Source organism: Pseudoalteromonas sp. UBA2102 (genome assembly GCF_002331165.1).
Taxonomy (GTDB): Bacteria; Pseudomonadota; Gammaproteobacteria; order Enterobacterales; family Alteromonadaceae; genus Pseudoalteromonas; species Pseudoalteromonas atlantica.
This window is the reverse complement of record NZ_DCYU01000141.1, coordinates 39434-55939: the sequence shown is the minus strand read 5'-3', so window position 1 is coordinate 55939 and position 16506 is coordinate 39434. Positions and strand designations below refer to the sequence as shown.

Annotated in this window: 14 protein-coding genes; 6 read left to right on the top strand and 8 right to left on the bottom strand. The window is 42.1% G+C overall.

What is annotated here, in order from left to right; all coding sequences use genetic code 11:
• The 4 genes from nadE to ycaO form a co-directional block, all read right to left on the bottom strand.
• Positions 1-788: ammonia-dependent NAD(+) synthetase (gene nadE, locus B2R65_RS18270; RefSeq protein WP_286745038.1), on the bottom strand; the 788-nt coding region annotated here is incomplete at its 3' end.
• A 69-nt stretch (positions 789-857) separates the two neighbouring features.
• On the bottom strand, positions 858-1484 hold the full coding sequence (locus tag B2R65_RS18265; RefSeq protein ID WP_286745036.1) for a YceH family protein: 627 nt from the start codon (positions 1482-1484) through the stop codon (positions 858-860).
• Positions 1485-1525: 41 nt separating this feature from the next.
• Positions 1526-4888, bottom strand: coding sequence for an ATP-binding protein (locus B2R65_RS18260; RefSeq protein WP_286745034.1), 3363 nt, complete (start codon positions 4886-4888; stop codon positions 1526-1528).
• A gap of 114 nt (positions 4889-5002) precedes the next feature.
• Positions 5003-6763, bottom strand: coding sequence for a 30S ribosomal protein S12 methylthiotransferase accessory factor YcaO (gene ycaO / locus B2R65_RS18255; RefSeq protein WP_286745031.1), 1761 nt, complete (start codon positions 6761-6763; stop codon positions 5003-5005).
• A 146-nt stretch (positions 6764-6909) separates the two neighbouring features.
• Here ycaO and B2R65_RS18250 point away from each other — a divergent pair, with 146 nt between their 5' ends.
• From B2R65_RS18250 to B2R65_RS18235, 4 genes are all read left to right on the top strand, one after another.
• Complete coding sequence (locus B2R65_RS18250) at positions 6910-9195, top strand: penicillin acylase family protein (protein ID WP_286745028.1); 2286 nt, start codon at positions 6910-6912, stop codon at positions 9193-9195.
• Positions 9196-9253: 58 nt separating this feature from the next.
• A complete protein-coding gene (locus tag B2R65_RS18245) occupies positions 9254-10102 on the top strand; it encodes an MBL fold metallo-hydrolase (protein ID WP_286745026.1) in 849 nt (282 codons plus the stop codon).
• An 88-nt stretch (positions 10103-10190) separates the two neighbouring features.
• The gene (locus tag B2R65_RS18240) at positions 10191-11723 is read left to right on the top strand and encodes a bifunctional GNAT family N-acetyltransferase/carbon-nitrogen hydrolase family protein (RefSeq protein ID WP_029773759.1); all 1533 of its coding nucleotides are present in this window, start codon (positions 10191-10193) and stop codon (positions 11721-11723) included.
• Entirely contained in the window at positions 11723-12040 is a 318-nt protein-coding gene (locus tag B2R65_RS18235; RefSeq protein ID WP_004588993.1) for a DMT family transporter, read from the top strand. The genes B2R65_RS18240 and B2R65_RS18235 overlap by 1 nt, the downstream gene beginning before the upstream one ends.
• An 81-nt stretch (positions 12041-12121) precedes the next feature.
• On the opposite strand, the gene B2R65_RS18230 is transcribed toward B2R65_RS18235, so the two are convergent.
• Positions 12122-13000, bottom strand: a complete 879-nt coding sequence (locus B2R65_RS18230) for a DMT family transporter (RefSeq protein WP_286745022.1) — start codon at positions 12998-13000, stop codon at positions 12122-12124.
• 254 nt (positions 13001-13254) lie between these two features.
• On the opposite strand from B2R65_RS18230, the gene B2R65_RS18225 reads away from it, so the two are divergent.
• Positions 13255-13638: an MAPEG family protein gene (locus tag B2R65_RS18225; protein WP_286745020.1), complete on the top strand. Its 384-nt coding sequence runs from the start codon at positions 13255-13257 to the stop codon at positions 13636-13638.
• Positions 13639-13711: 73 nt separating this feature from the next.
• Here the strand turns inward: B2R65_RS18225 and B2R65_RS18220 are convergent, their stop codons facing one another.
• From B2R65_RS18220 to B2R65_RS18210, 3 genes are all read right to left on the bottom strand, one after another.
• Positions 13712-14923 carry a M56 family metallopeptidase gene (locus tag B2R65_RS18220; RefSeq protein ID WP_286745018.1) on the bottom strand — a complete coding sequence of 404 codons (1212 nt, stop codon included), beginning with the start codon at positions 14921-14923 and terminating at the stop codon, positions 13712-13714.
• Positions 14924-14932: 9 nt separating this feature from the next.
• The gene (locus B2R65_RS18215) at positions 14933-15307 is read right to left on the bottom strand and encodes a BlaI/MecI/CopY family transcriptional regulator (protein WP_004588989.1); all 375 of its coding nucleotides are present in this window, start codon (positions 15305-15307) and stop codon (positions 14933-14935) included.
• A 102-nt stretch (positions 15308-15409) separates the two neighbouring features.
• Positions 15410-16102: a pseudouridine synthase gene (locus tag B2R65_RS18210; protein WP_286745014.1), complete on the bottom strand. Its 693-nt coding sequence runs from the start codon at positions 16100-16102 to the stop codon at positions 15410-15412.
• Positions 16103-16192: 90 nt separating this feature from the next.
• On the opposite strand from B2R65_RS18210, the gene B2R65_RS18205 reads away from it, so the two are divergent.
• Positions 16193-16498 (top strand): DUF6482 family protein, encoded by a 306-nt coding sequence (locus B2R65_RS18205; protein ID WP_024032078.1) that lies wholly within the window; start codon positions 16193-16195, stop codon positions 16496-16498.
• Positions 16499-16506 lie beyond the last annotated feature (8 nt).

The following is a 16506-nucleotide window of genomic DNA, read 5'->3' as shown; positions in this document are numbered from 1 at the left end:
CGAACATAAATATCAGTTAGCTTTTGCTCAACCTCTGCAGCCACCGGCTTGCCTTCTAAAAAGTCGTCAATTTGGTCATAGCTCAGTCCTAATGCTTCTTCATCGGTGAGGCCTGGGCGGTCACTTTCTAAATCAGCTGTTGGGGCTTTTGTTACTAATAGTTCAGGCGCACCTAAGGCAGTTGCAAGTGCGCGAACTTGACGTTTTGATAAGCCAAATAATGGGGCTAAATCGCATGCGCCATCACCAAATTTGGTGTAAAAACCAGTAATGTTTTCAGCGCTGTGATCGGTACCCACAACGAGGCCTTGGCAAAAACCAGCTATTTCGTATTGCGCTACCATGCGTTGGCGTGCTTTTACATTACCTTTTACAAAGTCAATTTTAGCTTGCTCTGGTAGCTCTTCACCACTGCCTACTACTGCCGCCATAGCTTGCTCGTGTAATGCATCGGCAGCGGGTTTTACGTTAACGGTCATGCGTTTACTTGGCTTGATAAAATCAACGGCCATTTGCGCTTCGTCTTCATCTGCTTGTACACCGTATGGCAAACGAACCGCAATAAATTGGTACTTATTAGTGTTTTGCTCTGCGTTTAGTTCATCTACGGCTAATTGGCACAAGCGCCCGCAGGTCGATGAGTCAACACCGCCGCTAATTCCAAGCACTAGCGATACACTATGGGCTGCCACTAAACGTGCTTTTATAAAGTTAACTCGACGGGTAATTTCGGCGTTTACATCAATAGTTGGCTGAACTTTCATTTCAGCCATAATTTCGGCGCGCATGGCCAGCTCCTCGTTATTTAATAAGTTGTTTTTAAATAGGCTTACATTATCTGGTTTAGTGGTTATTAATTAAAGTCCTAAATGTGCTTTTATACGGCTAAGCTCGGCTTTTAGTTCCTCAATTTCTGCAAGTAACTCGTTAATTTCATCGTTTTTAACTTCTGCGACTTCTGTAGCTGGCGCTGGGCTTGGCGCTATTGCTGGGTCAGCAAAAAGGTGCATGTAGCGGCTTTCTCGTTTGCCGGGCTCGCGCTCAAGCTTTGTTACGTAGTCATCTTTTGCTAACGCGCTCAGGGCAGTTTCTACTTCGCTAACGTTTGTAAATTCAGCTAGGCGAGCGCTGCGCGTTCTTAGCTCACCGGGTGTTTGTGCGCCGCGTAACAGCAGTAAACATATAATTGCCCGTTGCTGCGTGCTTAACTGTAAGCTACTAAATTCTGTATTACAAAAACGGTGATCGTATTTATTAACTCGTCCCGAAAGCCCTTCGTCTAGCGTTACAAGGCGCTGACTTATAAGCTCATCAAGTGTTTGTTGCACCTCACTTTCGCTCAAGTTTACAACCGGGTCTCGATTTGATTTTTGGTTACACGCATTCGTCAGTGCGTTCAACGACAGTGGATAATGCTCGGGTGTAGTGTTTTGTTTTTCTAAAAGGCAGCCAATAACGCGCTGCTGATTTGCTGATAAATGCATGGCTTTTCTTTATTAGTAAACAGTATTTTTAGCTTACACCTTTATTGTGTACCAAGCCATTGTTGTAATTTAGGCTCTAGTGCTGCGGAATCTAAAGGTTTGGTTAAATAATCGTTCATTCCTGCATCGAGGCACTTCTCTCTATCGCCCTGCATTGCGTTTGCCGTTAACGCAATGATTGTAATATGTTTATTATGCTTGCCCGCTTTTCCTTCGCGTATAGCTTGCGTGGCTTGGTAGCCATCCATCACGGGCATTTGGCAGTCCATTAAAACTAACTGGTATTTTTTGTCTTGGCTGCTGTTTAGCTTATCTAGTGCATCTTGGCCGTTTTGTGCAATATCAAAGGTAAGCCCAACTTGTTTTAACAGCGCTGAGGCCACCACCTGATTTACTTTGTTATCTTCTACTAAAAGCACTTGCGCCTGCGCTGATATTTCTTTGGGCTTTTCGGTTAACTCATTTTGAAGTTGTGCTTGGCGCTGTTGTTGCTCAATGTATTTATCGTTAGTGAGTGAATCAAATAAATCTGACGGGGTGAGCGGTTTAAATATCAGGCAGTCTATATTTATGCCAATGTTGTTATGCTCTTGCGAATAACTCATCGGTGCCATAACAACCAGTTTGCTTTGCTTGGTGGTTACTCGGTTTTTTAATGTATTTATTTGTGGGTGCGCAGCTTGCTCAAAAAAATGATAATCGACTAGCAATGCGTCTGGTTGGGTATCGCAGTTATCAAAATAATTAATGATGCCGCTATAGTCATTTAAAATATTAACATGTGCGCCCCATACGCGTAATTGTTTGGCGGCAATATTGGCGTTAAGTGTGCAGGCATCAATAATTAAAATATGTTTGTTATTAATTAAGTGGCTGGGTAAATCTTGCGCTTTAGTTAAACGGGGCTGTATTTTTATAGAAAACGAAAAAGTGCTGCCTTCATTTAGCATGCTGGTTACGCTTACTTCGCCATCCATTAGTTCACAAAGCTGCTTAACAATAGCTAGGCCAAGGCCTGTGCCGCCAAACTGGCGGGTGGTTGAGGCATCGGCCTGAGTGAATGAGTCGAATAGAGTTTTTTGTTTTTCTGCGTCTATTCCTATGCCGGTATCAATAATAGAGCAATGTAAAAAACTGCCATCGGTGGTTTCATCTATCTGCGTGGTCACCAGAATTTGCCCATCAATAGTAAACTTAACGGCATTGCCAATCAGGTTATTTAAAATTTGACGCAACCTATTCGGATCGCTAATTATTTCGCTGATAGTAATTTGGGTGGCATCTAAAATGAGATTGGTATTATTTTGCTCCACTTTAAGCGCAAACGACTCAACAACTTCACCAAGTAATTTAGGTAAGTTAAATTGCACATTTTCTATATCAAGTTTACCTGCTTCAATTTTAGAAAAGTCTAAAATGTCGTTAATTATATTTAACAGCGACTGAGCTGAAGATTGTGCAAGCTCAATATGGTGCTCTTGCTGTTGGTTGAGCTGAGTGCGCTTGATAATATTTAGCATGCCCAGTACGCCGTTCATGGGGGTTCTTATTTCGTGGCTCATACTGGCTAAAAATTCACTTTTAGCCATTACTGCTTGCTCTGCAGCTTCTTTGGCGGTGACTAGCTGTTGCTCTGTTTCAATACGTTGCTGACTTGAATGCAAGCTGCCCACGAGGGCGGCTACAGCAATTAAAAAGCTTTCTTCGTTACGTGACCACGGGCGCATTGAAGCACATTGCTCAGCGCATACTATGCCAATGGAGCCACTTCCCGCCGGTATGATTGCGCACAGCATGGCATTAATATTGAGCGGCGCAAAGTAATGCGCTTTAAGGGGTTTTAGTAGTGGGTGATTTTGGGCATCACTGGTGCTAAACACAGCGTGTTTTTCTATGGCTTCAAAAAAATCTGGCGCCTCTTTTTTAAGCCATACCGCATTATTATTACCCATTCTGTTTTCAATATTATGGGCTGCTATAGGGCTCAATGAGGTTTTTGAGCTATTAAAAAACCAAATACTGGCTTGCTCAATGTTTAAAGCATGGCAAATAGATTCAGTAATAACTTGTTTAGATTGGCTTAATTGGCCACTTAAAATAAGGTCGTTGGCTGTAAGCGACGCTAAAATTTCATTATGTAGGGCAATTTTGCTGTTTTCAAGCTCAATACGCTTACGGGTATCAATATTTTGCAATGAGCCAAATATTCTTACACAGCGCTCGTTTTTGCGCTCGGCTTCACCATGAATAAGCACCCACATTTCGCGCCCTTCAGAGTCAATTACTTCAAGTTCGGCTTCATAACTTTTGCCTTCTTTAATTGCAGATTCAACTAGCTGAGTGATACGTTCTCTGCTTTCACCGGCTTTAAAGTAATTTAAGTTTGTAGGCCAGGTAGGCTCTTTATTTAGCGGGTACTTAAATATTTTTTTGGTCATATCTGACCAATACACTTGTTTGGTTTCTAAATTAAATGACCACGCCCCAATTTGGGCAAGGTCACTCATTGCCTCCAGCATTTTTTCGTTTTGTTGCTGGCGGTTTAGCATTTTTAAAAAGAATAAGAACGCCCATATTAGTAATCCGCAAATAATTATAATGGCGATTCTAAGCGGCCATATAGTTGAAGGTGCGGGGCTCCAACCTTCTTTAGGGGCTACGTATAATTGCCAGCTTCCCCCTTGAAAATTAAGCGTAAAATCAAGCGGCTCTTGTGTGGTTATATTGTTATTGCCATAAAAAAACTCGCCTTTTTTGCCTAAACCATGACGCCCTTGAATAGCAATGTTGTAGTTTTTTTCAAGCTCTTTTATGCCTGAGTTTTTATATACTTTTTCAATGTCGAGCACCACCGATAACAACCCCCAAAAGCGGTTTTCGGGCGGAATATAAACAGGCACTCTGGCAATAAGGGCAATGTCGCCTTGCACTAGTTTAAGTGGTCCTGCCATAACAATAGTATTGGTATCACGGGCTCTAATGGCATCTAGGCGTTGGTTTTTGTTTTCTAAAAAGTTTAAGCCAATGGCTTTTTCGTTACCTTTTAGTGGGTAAGACATACGAATTATCATGTCGGGTGCACCACCAATATGGCGCAGCTCACTGGAGGTTTTAAACAAAGGCGCGGCAATTTGTTCAAACCGTGCTTGTTGTAACTCAGGTTCAGCTGACACAGCAACCGCTAATCCACGAACAAGCTGAATGTTTGATACCAAGGTGGCCTCTAGTTGTGCACGGTATGTACTTACTTGAGATAAAATTTGTAGGCGGTGGGCGTCTTTTGCGCGATTGTAGTTAATTCTATCTAACACAATGCTCACTAATATTATTAGCGTAAGCGATAACCAAAAGGTCAGCTTATAGTTGCTAATAGTGTTTTTTTTGTTGTTATTTTTTGGCGGCATTGGCTAAGTCATGCTGTTATTTTAGGCAATTTAACTATAGCTAATTTATTGTATAAATAAAAACGGCGCTGATAAATTAGCGCCGTTTTATTTTTATAATTAGTAGTTTAACTATTAAGCATCGGTTACTTCACGTGCCCAATGGTTTTGCTTAGCGACATGTAACTTACGGTAACCATCAAGTAGTGCTGCATGCTTTTTAAAGCCTTCAAGCGATAAACCTGGGAAGGTTAAACCATTAAATAATTTACGGCCTTCTGCTATTTCAATAGCCAGCGTTACGTTATCGCTGCCAAACATTAAACCCAGTGCATCTTGGTAGTCGGCGTAGTCGCGCTCGTCATCGTATTTAATTTCAAGAATGGCTTTTAAACAGCGGAAGTGACGCATTGCATCTTCGTTTACTTGGCCTGTGTGTAGTATCCAGTCTACCCAATCAATGGCTTCTTCGTTGCCTGCGGCTAAACATAAGTGCGCTTTAAGCTCACCAATACGCAGTGTATGCCATGGTGTATCGGCATCGGTGGCAAGGCCAATAAATTCAGCAGCACGAATAATATCGCTGTGGCCTGCTTCTTCTAGGCTGTCGTAAATGTCCATCCACTGCTGCGCATCGTACTGATCAAGCGATAGGAATGCTTCACGGAATTTAGCGCCTTCGTTGTTGTTACGCCAAATTAGTTCATCTACTGGGTAAATGTCTGACATACCTGGTACTAAAATACGACATGCATACACGTTTAAGTGTGTGTAATCCATAATGTAAATGTCGTGGCCCATGCTGTGAATTAAGTCAGTACAGAAATTGTATTCTTGCTCTGTTGTACCGCTAAAGTCCCAATGAACAAAGTCAAAGTCGGCGCCGGCACGGAAAAAGTCATGCGAGATTAAACCGCTTGAGTCGATAAAGTGCAGCTCAATGTTTTCAGGCGTTGCAACTTCATCGTTATCAAAAGTAGCTGGTTGGAACACATCAAGTTGATCAAGGCGACGACCTTGTAGTAGCTCGGTAACGGTACGCTCAAGGGCAACTTCAAATGATGGGTGAGCACCAAATGAGGCAAACACAGAGCCATCAACAGGGTTAATAAGCGTTACGCTCATTACAGGGTATTTACCGCCAAGTGATGCATCGGCAATACGTAAATGCAAACCATGGCTGCGTAGCTCTTCACACGCCTCGTGAATTTTAGGGTATTGCTTTACAACCTCTTCAGGGACGATAGGTAAACAAATACCTTCTGCGATAATACGGTTTTTAATGGCGCGCTCAAATACTTCTGATAGCCCTTGTACACGTGCTTCAAACTTAGTGTTACCTGCGCTCATGCCGTTAGAAACAAAAATATTACCAATTACGTTTACCGGAATGTATACGTCTTGGTTATCGCGTTGGCGTGTGTATGGCAATGTACAAATGCCGCGCTCGTTATTACCTGAGTTAAAGTCAAAAAGGTGTGAGGCATTAAGCTCACGCTCTGGGTCAAAGTAATCCCAAAGGCTTTCGTCCATTATGCCTTCTGGCACTTCATTGCCTTCAACTTTAAACCATTTCTCATTTGGATAATGAGTAAAGTCGCTGTTTGCAAATTCTTCACCTAAGTAAAAGTCGGCAAAAAAGTAATTACAGCTTAATCGTTCAAAGTATTCACCTAACGCAGAGGCGATAGATGCTTTATCGGTTGCGCCTTTACCATTGGTAAACATTACACCGCAGTCGCTGTCTTTTATATGAACTGAATAACAGTTAGCTACAGGGTTAAGCCAAAGTGCTTCTTCAACATTGATGTTTAGCGCTTTTAACTTGTTTTGCATGGTAGAGATAGACGATTCTAGGTCGCGGTCTTTACCTTTGATAAATGTTTTTTCAGTCATATGAGTCTCAACTAGATCTGCACAAAATGTGGAATGGCTATTATCGTGGATTTTGATGTTTATTTCACCCTTTGCGAGTAAGAACATTATTATTTAATAAAACTATGGTTATTATATGTGCAACAAATGGTGCAAAGGACAAATTAATGTTTAAAGTAATCAAATGGCTAGTGTTACTCGTTGTGGTTTTAGGGTTAGCTGGTACAGCGCTTGTGTATGGCGTATTAAGTTTAAGTATGCCCACACTTGATGGTAAAGGCCAAAGTACAGCAATTAATAAGCCGGTTACTATTTCGCGTGATGCACTAGGGCAGGCGGTTATAAAGGCCGAAAACCGCAATAGCGCCGCATACGGGTTAGGCTATGCGCATGGGCAAGACCGTTTTTTTCAAATGGACTTATTAAGACGTAACGCCGCAGGTGAGCTTAGTGAGTTATTTGGTAAAGCGGCCCTTGGGCTTGATAAAAAAATGCGCTTTCATCAATTGCGAAAACGCAGCCGCGCTATATTAAACACCTTACCCGAAAGCGATAAACAGCTATTAAACAGCTACGCCCAAGGTGTAAACGAAGGGCTGGCACAAGTTGGCTTTGCAAGCTTTGAGTATTTACTTACAGGCGGAGCGCAAAAACCATGGCAAAGTGAAGATAGCCTATTAGTTATATTTAGCATGTACCTTGATTTGCAAAGTGCCACCTTTGAGCGAGATGAAGCTCTCATACATATTGAGCAAGCATACGGGCAACACATGGTTGATTTTTTAACACAACCTAGCCAATACCAAGCGGCGCTTGATGGCAGTAAACTTGCCCCGTTTACAGGCACCATTCCTCAACTTCCAGAGCAAGCACAGCACACGGTTAAAAATATTCAGGCAAACCAAGAGCGCGGCAGCAATAACTGGGCAGTAACCGGTGCGCATACCCAAACGGGAGCAGCCATGCTCTCTGATGATATGCATTTATCTATGGCGGTGCCGGTTATTTGGTACAGGGCGCAGCTTAATTACACACAAAATGGCGAGCAAGCTCAGGTAACTGGCGTATCGCTACCCGGCGCCCCTGCTATTGTGGTGGGTACCAATAATAAAATTGCCTGGGGCTTTACTAACGGCTACATAGATACCGCTGATTGGATAGCGCTAAATGATGACAGTAAAACATGGCAAGTAAATGAGCCAATAGCGCTGCCAAATGATGAGGTAGAAAACTACCCATTAACGTTAAGCGAATATGGCCCAGTAAAATATATAAATAAACAGCCTTATGCACTTAGCTGGGCTGCACACCAACTTTATGCTGTAAACATGGACCTGCTCAAACTAGAGCAAGCCACTAGCGTAGATGATGCGCTAGATGTGGCAAGCGATGTGGGTATTCCGGTACAAAATTTAATGGTGGTAGATAGCCAAGGCAGTGCTGCATGGCAACATATTGGGGCTATACCGGCGCGTAAAACACCGAGTGAGCTAAGTGTTAATGCAAACGAATACTCACCCGACTGGCAGCAAAATGAGCATCAGCGCCCTTATGTTAAAAACCCGCAAAATGGGCGATTATGGACAGGTAATTCGCGCGTTGTGTCGGCCACTGATAATGCACGCTTTGGCAATGGCGGGTACGCGCTAGGCGCTCGCTCGAGCCAAATTCGTGATAGGTTATTTGAAAAACAAAGCTTTGCTGAGAGCGACTTTTACGCGCTACAGCTTGATAACCAAGCCCGCTTTTTAACGCCATGGCACACATTGCTACTTAATCAGCTTAAAAAAGACAAAGCCAAAAACGCACAGTACATAAGTGCACTTGAAAACTGGCAGCAATGCGCATGTGCAAGCTCGGTAGGTTATACCTTAGTTAAACACTACCGCAGCACATTAATTAATACTGTATTTGCAAGCATGGAGAACAAACTTAATGAGCAAGACGCCACGCTTAAATATGTAAAACGCGATCTAGAACCAGCTATATGGCAGCTTATTAAGGATAGACCGGGCTCATGGGTAAACCCTGAGTATAAAAATTGGGACGAGCAGTTATTAGGTGCATTTAGCCAAACAGTGACAGCACTTGGGGCTGAGTATGGGGATAACTTGCAAAATTGGCAGTGGGGTAAAGTAAATGCGCTTAATATTGAGCACCCGTTTGCTAAACAAATGCCCATACTGGCTAAGCTTTTAAATATGCCTGTAGCGCCAGCTTTTGGCGATAGCTACATGCCGGCTGTACAGGGCAAAAGCTTTGGTGCATCACAGCGCTTTATTGCCCAACCAGGGCATTTAGAAAACGCCATTATGGCAGTGCCCGGTGGGCAGTCGGGGCATCCGCTATCCGCGTTTTATCGTGCAGGCTTTAGTGACTACATTGAAGGTAAGCACACGCCTTTACTACCACAAACGCTAATACATCAAATAGTGATAGAGCCAGCACGATGAACTAAATTACAGTTAATCACGTTCTATATAATCATTAATAAATCAACAGAGAACTAAAATGAAAAAAATACTACCCGCATTAATAACAGGCTTATTACTTAGCAGTGCAACACATGCAGATGAAAATCCGGTAACGGCAGAAAAACTAAGCGACAGTGTGTATGTACTGTTTGGCCAAGGCGGTAACATTGCCGCAAGTGTAGGGGAAGATGGCATTTACATTATTGATGACCAATTTGCTAAGCTTTCAAACGACATTAAAAAAACCATTAGCGATTTAAAACCCGGTAGTGCAGAGTTTGTAATTAATACGCATCATCATGGCGACCACACTGGCGGCAACGAAAACTTTGCCAAAGCCGGTGCGCATGTCATTGCGCACGACAACGTACATAAGCGATTAGAAGAAAAACACGGTGCAAACTCAGATTACCTGCCACGCATTAGCTTTGGCCACGATTTAAAACTGCATTTTAATAACGAACACGCCCATGTAGTGCACTACGCCTATGCACATACCGACGGTGATTCGGTGATATTTTTTAATAACGATAACATAGTGCACATGGGCGATATTTACTTTAACTTTGGCAGCTTGCCGTTTGTTGATGTAGATAGCGGCGGCAGTGTTGACGGAATATTAGCAGCCGTAAATGACGTTATTAAGCAAATAGACGAGCGCACCATAGTGATACCCGGGCATGGGCCGGTAAGTGACCGTTCAGGGCTGGAAACGTATGCTAAACTTGTTAAAAAAGCCAAAGATTTAATGCTAAAAGCAATGCAAAATGACGCAAGCTTAGAGCAAGTACTAAAAGCCGATCCATTGGCAGAGCTTGGCCTTGAATACGCAGGCTGGTTGCCAAAAGAGAAAGTGACTACACTTTTTTATCGCAGCTTAAAGTAGTACGCGTAACGTAAAAAACATGATACAAAGCTGAGTGTACTTTAGCGTACATTCGGCTTTTATTTTATTATGCCCAAAGGAGTTGTGTATGTCGGCAGAAAAAACCCACCTAGAAATTTGTAACTTAACAAAAGAGCAGTATCCGCAAATTAAAACCTTGATGGATCAGGCTTATCCTGATTTAGGTGGCGCGTGGCCAAGCCATACTATTTTTAGATTGATAGATCAGTTCCCTGAAGGGCAAATAGGCATTGTAGATGATGGCGTGCTGGTGGGCTTAGCACTAAGCGTGCAAGTAGACTACGCGCGTTTTTCAAATCCTCACACATACGAAGACATAGCCGATGGGCACGACCGGGTATTTAGTGACTCCGATGGCGATGCACTATACGGTTTAGATGTAGCAATTAGCGAAACCCACCGAGGCATGCGCTTAGGGCGCAGATTATACGATGCCCGTAAAGAGCTGTGCCGCCAATATAACTTACGTGCTATTTTAGCCGGTGGCCGTATTCCGCGTTATTACAATCACAGTAGTGAAATGACGCCAATGGAATACATTGAAAAGGTTGACCAAAAAGAGCTTTACGACCCAATTTTAAGTTTTCAGCTCTCTAACGACTTTCAGGTAAAACGGTTACTTAAAAAGTACCTGCCGGAGGATCAAGAGTCTGTAGGTTACGCCACCTTGCTTGAGTGGAATAACATAATGTACGAGCCAACCGACACCGTGCTCGAATCAACTAAATCGATAGTGCGTATTGGTGCGGTGCAATGGCAAATGCGCTGTGTAGAGTCGGTTGACGAAATGCTCAAGCAGGTAGAATACTTTGTAGATACGGTATCTGACTACAAAAGCGATTTTATATTATTTCCGGAATTTTTTAACGCGCCACTTATGGGCTTAGGCGATCAGAATAATCAAACCGAAGCTATCCGCTATTTAGCCGAATATACCGAAACATTTAAAAACGCGATGTCGCGTATGGCAATAGAATATAACGCCAATATTATTACCGGCTCTATGCCGCTTGCCGAAGACGATAAAATTTATAACGTAAGTTACTTATGCCACCGTAGCGGTAAAATAGACGAGCAGCGAAAAATACATATAACCCCGCATGAGCAAAATGATTGGGTGATTCAAGGCGGTGACAAAATTGCCGTGTTTGACACCGATGCTGGGCGTGTAGGTATTCAAATTTGTTACGATGTAGAGTTTCCAGAGCTTTCGCGCATATTAGCCAAGCAGGGGCTTGATATACTCTTTGTGCCGTTTTGGACCGATACTAAAAATAGTTATTTACGGGTTCGTCACTGTGCGCAAGCGCGCGCAATCGAAAACGAATGTTATGTGGTTATTGCAGGCTCAGTGGGTAACTTACCTGAGGTAGAAAGCCTAGACGTACAGTACTCGCAATCGGCAGTTTTGACCCCGTCTGACTTTTCTTTTCCGCACGATGCAACATTAAATGAAGCCACACCTAATACTGAAATGTTACTATTCAGCGACCTTGATATGGATAAGCTAAAAATTCTTCATAGCGAAGGTACGGTGCGCAATTTAAAAGATCGCCGCGAAGATTTATACGACGTAATTTTGAAAAAGAGAGATGTTTAATGGCATGGGTTTATTTAGTCATTGCCGGCTTGCTTGAAATAGGCTGGCCAATTGGTTTAAAAATTTCACAAAATCCCGACACACGCTGGCAGGGTATAGTAATGGCCATTGCATTTTTAACAGCCAGTGGTTTTATGTTGTGGCTTGCACAAAAGCAAATATCAATGGGGACTTCCTACGCCGTATGGACCGGAATAGGTGCTGCGGGTACGTTTTTAGTGGGTATATTACTTTACGGTGATGCAGCCACGTTTGGCCGTATTGCTGGTGTACTCATGATTATTTGCGGTGTGATAACGCTAAAAATTAGCTCTTAAAAAGAGCGCTTAATACTCGCTTTAAACGTTATTAGCAGCCTATAGTAGCGCAGGTTTAAAAGCCTGCGCTTTTTTATGTTCTCAATTTGGCAGCATTACTAAAATAGCGGCAATGGCTATAAGTATTAAGCCCGCAGTATCTTGCTTTTTAAGTGGCTGTTTGAGCCAAAGTACAGCAATTAGTATGGTAAAAAATACCTCCACCTGACCAAGCGTTTTAACATACGCTACGTGCTGTAAACTCATCGCGCTAAACCAGCCAATAGAGCCTATACAGCTAAAAGTACTAATTGCGGCAGTGGTGCCTTTATATTGCCAAAGTTTGCCAACAGTGTGTGGCTCTTTTAGTAATAAATAGCCAAGTAATATAAGCGTTTGTAGGCTTATTACAAACAGTAAAACCCATGCAGCTGAGTGTGGAAACAATAACCCTGAATTTAAGCTCGCTTCACGCACCCACAGCGATGTAAGGGCAAAGCTGGTACCACAGGCAAGGCCAAGTAACGCTGTTTTAGCATCAAAGTGTTTTACGCTGGTTATGCCGCTAAGTAAAAGCACCGCAATAGCGCCTAAAAATACACCCAGCCAACCAAGAAGGCTGAGCGCAGAACCAAAAAACAATACCCCTAAAATAGCCGCTACTAATGCCTCACTTTTAGCAAGCCCTGCACCTATGGCGTAATTATTCATTTTAAACAGTTTTACCATTAAGCCGGTGGCGAGTATTTGCATAACACTTGCGCCAATAACAAACCCCCAAAAGGCATTATTAAACGTAGGCATGGCTGTGTCTTTATATTGATAAAGACCATACAAATACACTGCAGCAATAGGGCCGGCTAAAATAAAGCGCGAAAGGGTTACGCCAGCCACACTTGCATGTGCGCTTAATTTACTTTGTAGGGCATTTCGCCATGCTTGCATAAAGGCGGCTAAAAAAGTGAAAAAGATCCAGGTCATAGGGGTCGTCGGTAAAAAATAAGGTCTATAAGTTAACAATCTTTAGTTATTAATGCGATGCATTAAGGGTGATAGTGAATATTCATCACCTGCGACATTATGCCGCACTGCTTTATAGGTAAACTTAGCTATAGTAAGTATGATGTTATTGTTTAGCCGCCTGCGTATGTCATAAAACGTGTTGGCGGCTTTTTTGTGTATGTGTGTTATATGTATTGGTTAAATAACTAGGTTTTAAAATAAGAGAATAAATTATGACAACATTAGTAGTATGCGCATTACTTGCTGTATTAATGCCTTATTTTGCAAAAATACCAGTGGCCATTGCAATGGCAAAGCTTGGTCGATACGATAATAAACACCCGCGCTCTCAACAAGCAAAATTAACGGGCTTTGGTGCGCGAACGCTCGCTGCTCATCAAAATTGTTTTGAATCACTCGCTGTTTTTGCTGTTGCTATTGCGGTGGTACTGGGAACTAACTCGGTAAATGCAGTAACCGAAACCTTGGCGGTTACTCATATAGTTTCGCGTACTTTGTATTGCATTTTTTATTGGTTGAACTTAGATATTATACGTACGCTTGTATGGTTTATTGGCTTAGGCACTGCCATTGCCATGATTGTAGTGAGTATTTAATTTTATTGTTAAAACCACAAAGCAAGCGGCCTAAAAGGGCGCTTGCTTTGTGCTCTTGCATCACTCATTAGCCTTAATGCGATACTTTAATTCGCTCTATTAAATCGGTATTAGCAACCTCGCTGTTTATAGCAAAATCGAGCTGTACAAGTACATCATTAAAGCCTGACTCAGAGATTTTATACTCCCACTTTGCCAGCGCTTCTTTAGCTGATTTATCAAAAACGTCTGACGGCTTAGATTGAATGACACTAATGTTTTTTGTTCTGCCATTGGCGGCTATATCGTACTTTAATACAACCGAGCCGCTAATGCCTTGCTTAGCGGCTTGGGCTGGGTAGGCAGGTTCAATGCGTATTGTTGGTGAAATATGATCCTTTTTCGTTATTTCAGTTTGGGGCTGTTTTGCAATGGCTAAACCGCTAAGCATGCTTGTTGCTATTAGCAGTAAGCCACCTTTGGCTAGGCGAGAGTGATTGCCACTGTGCTTTATATTGGTAAGTCGTTGTAACATGGTTTTTTTATCTCCGTAGTGTGAATAAGCCATTAGGCCTGCGGGCGTTGCTGCCGCGCAGTTAACTAAGGCTTTGCTGTATAAAATGTGTTGGTGTGTGGTTTTATTGGCAAGTACCCGCTGATCACAAGTTAGCTCCTGCAAGCGTCTAAAGCTTGCGTAAGCCATCCAGGCGAGCGGGTTAAACCACATTAAAATAGTAGTCAGTAACAGCAGGGCATTTATTAGGTTATCTTTGCGTTTTATGTGCACAGCCTCATGCTCTAAAATAAGTGCCAAAATGGCTTTATCAAACTGGGTTTTGTAATTACTAGGCAGTATGAGCTTACTTTGCAAAATACCTACCACCATTGGCGATGCAATATGGTTACTGGTATAGGTTTTAATGTGTGAGGTTAGAGTGTGTTCGCTATTAATTAAATAATTGAGCTGCAGGTTTTTTATAAAGCGAATATGCACAACAAACGCTATGCTAAACAGCACTAGGCTAACCACTACATAAAGCACGGCCCAATTTAGGCCTAAGTTATTAATAAGGGGCTGGTTAGGCGTTATTAAATAATGGCTAATGGCGCTATTTTGTAGTGGCTTAATGTTACTTGGTAAGTTTGCAACCAGTAACGATACCGGGATTAGGCATACTAATTTATACACAAAGCCTGGGCCAAGCAGCCTTAAACTAAAACGCTCACATATAATAAACCCGCCAAGCATTATGCTGAGTAATAATTGCTGCTCTAGTAACCAGTTAAACAGGGTTTGAATATCCATAGCCACTCCTTACTTTTGGTTTTTTTCCCAGTCATCAATGACCTTTTTTAGCTCGTTTATATCTTGCTGCGAAAGCTGCTCTGATTTAGCAAACCCGCTTACCAGCGGCGCTATGCGGCCACTAAAAAAGCGCTCAATAAAGTTTTTGCTTTCTTTTAATGTGTAGTCGGCGCGCTCCATACAAGGAGTATAAATATATTGGCGGCCGTCTTTTTCAAAGGTCAGTGCGCCTTTTTTAACTAATCGACCCAGTAGGGTTTTAATGGTTTTTTCGTGCCATTGTTTGTCATCGCTTAAGCGCTCAATAATTTGGCTGGCGGTTGCTGGGTAATTAATCCAAAGCGCATCAAGCACGTCGAATTCTGCTTTTGATAACTCAATCATTTTATTGCCTACAAATGTAATCTTTAAGTTAAGACTACACCTGTAATCTATTTTTGCAAGGTTATTTTTTAACTTTTTATGATGTAATTAAGCGACTTGGTATTAGATTTTTGAAATATCTGTTTTATTAATTTGTATATAGTGGTTTTCAGGTAGGTTTAGGTTTGAGAGAGCGAGTTCGCTAAATTGCACTCTAAATAAATCAATTACTTTAAAGCCGCAGTAATGCGCCATTTTACGTATTTGTCTGTTAAGCCCTTGCTTTAAAATAATACTAAACTGGTTGTCAGCTATTTTTGTTACTTCACACGGTAAGGTTACTTGTTTATCGACGGGGATTCCTGCGGCCATTTTTTCGCAAAACGCGTTATTAATAGGTTTATCTACCGTGACTAAATAACGTTTGGGCTGGTGGAAGTCAGGGTGAATAAGTTGATTACAAAAATCTCCGTCGTTGGTCAAAATAAGCAAGCCACGAGAGTCTTTATCTAATCGGCCAATGGGGTAAACCCGAGTGAGGGTAGGTAAATGGTGAATAAGGCTGGCAGGGTCATTTTCATTTAATTTGCAGTCAATACCTACAGGCTTGTGGTACGCAAAATAAACCAAATCGGCAGCCCCTTTTACTGCTTGGCCATTAACTATTACGTCGTCTTGCTCATTAACGTGATCAATATGATTCGCTGGGCGATTATTTACCGTTACTCTCCCATCATCTATTAAGCGCGATGCTTGTTTTCGTGAGCACACACCAGCGTGAGCAATGTATTTAGCGAGTCGAATTTTATTGCTCATAAGCTTAAAAGGCAGTGATGTAATAATTTGATCGCGATTATAGCAAAGGTGCGTATCTGTAAAGTTACTTTTTATTAAAAGGCGATTGTTATGGGTATGAAATTTTCTGAGTTAAAAAGGCACGAACCATTACAAAAAGTGGTCGCGCACTCCCTTGAAATGGCGCTCTATCAGGTGTCTGTCATTATAAATAACGTAGAGTATTACGTTACTGAAGAAAATGGCGAGTTTGTTAAAGCGCTCAGCCCGCTGCATATTCAAAAACGTTTTGAAAAAATAGCCTATGCCGAAATGGTACTGCGACACACTAGCGCTTACGATGAAATGTGCGGCCAACCCGAAAAAACAAGCAGCAATTTGCTAGAAGTACCTTATGGAAAAAATAACCTTTTTTAATTAAGTTT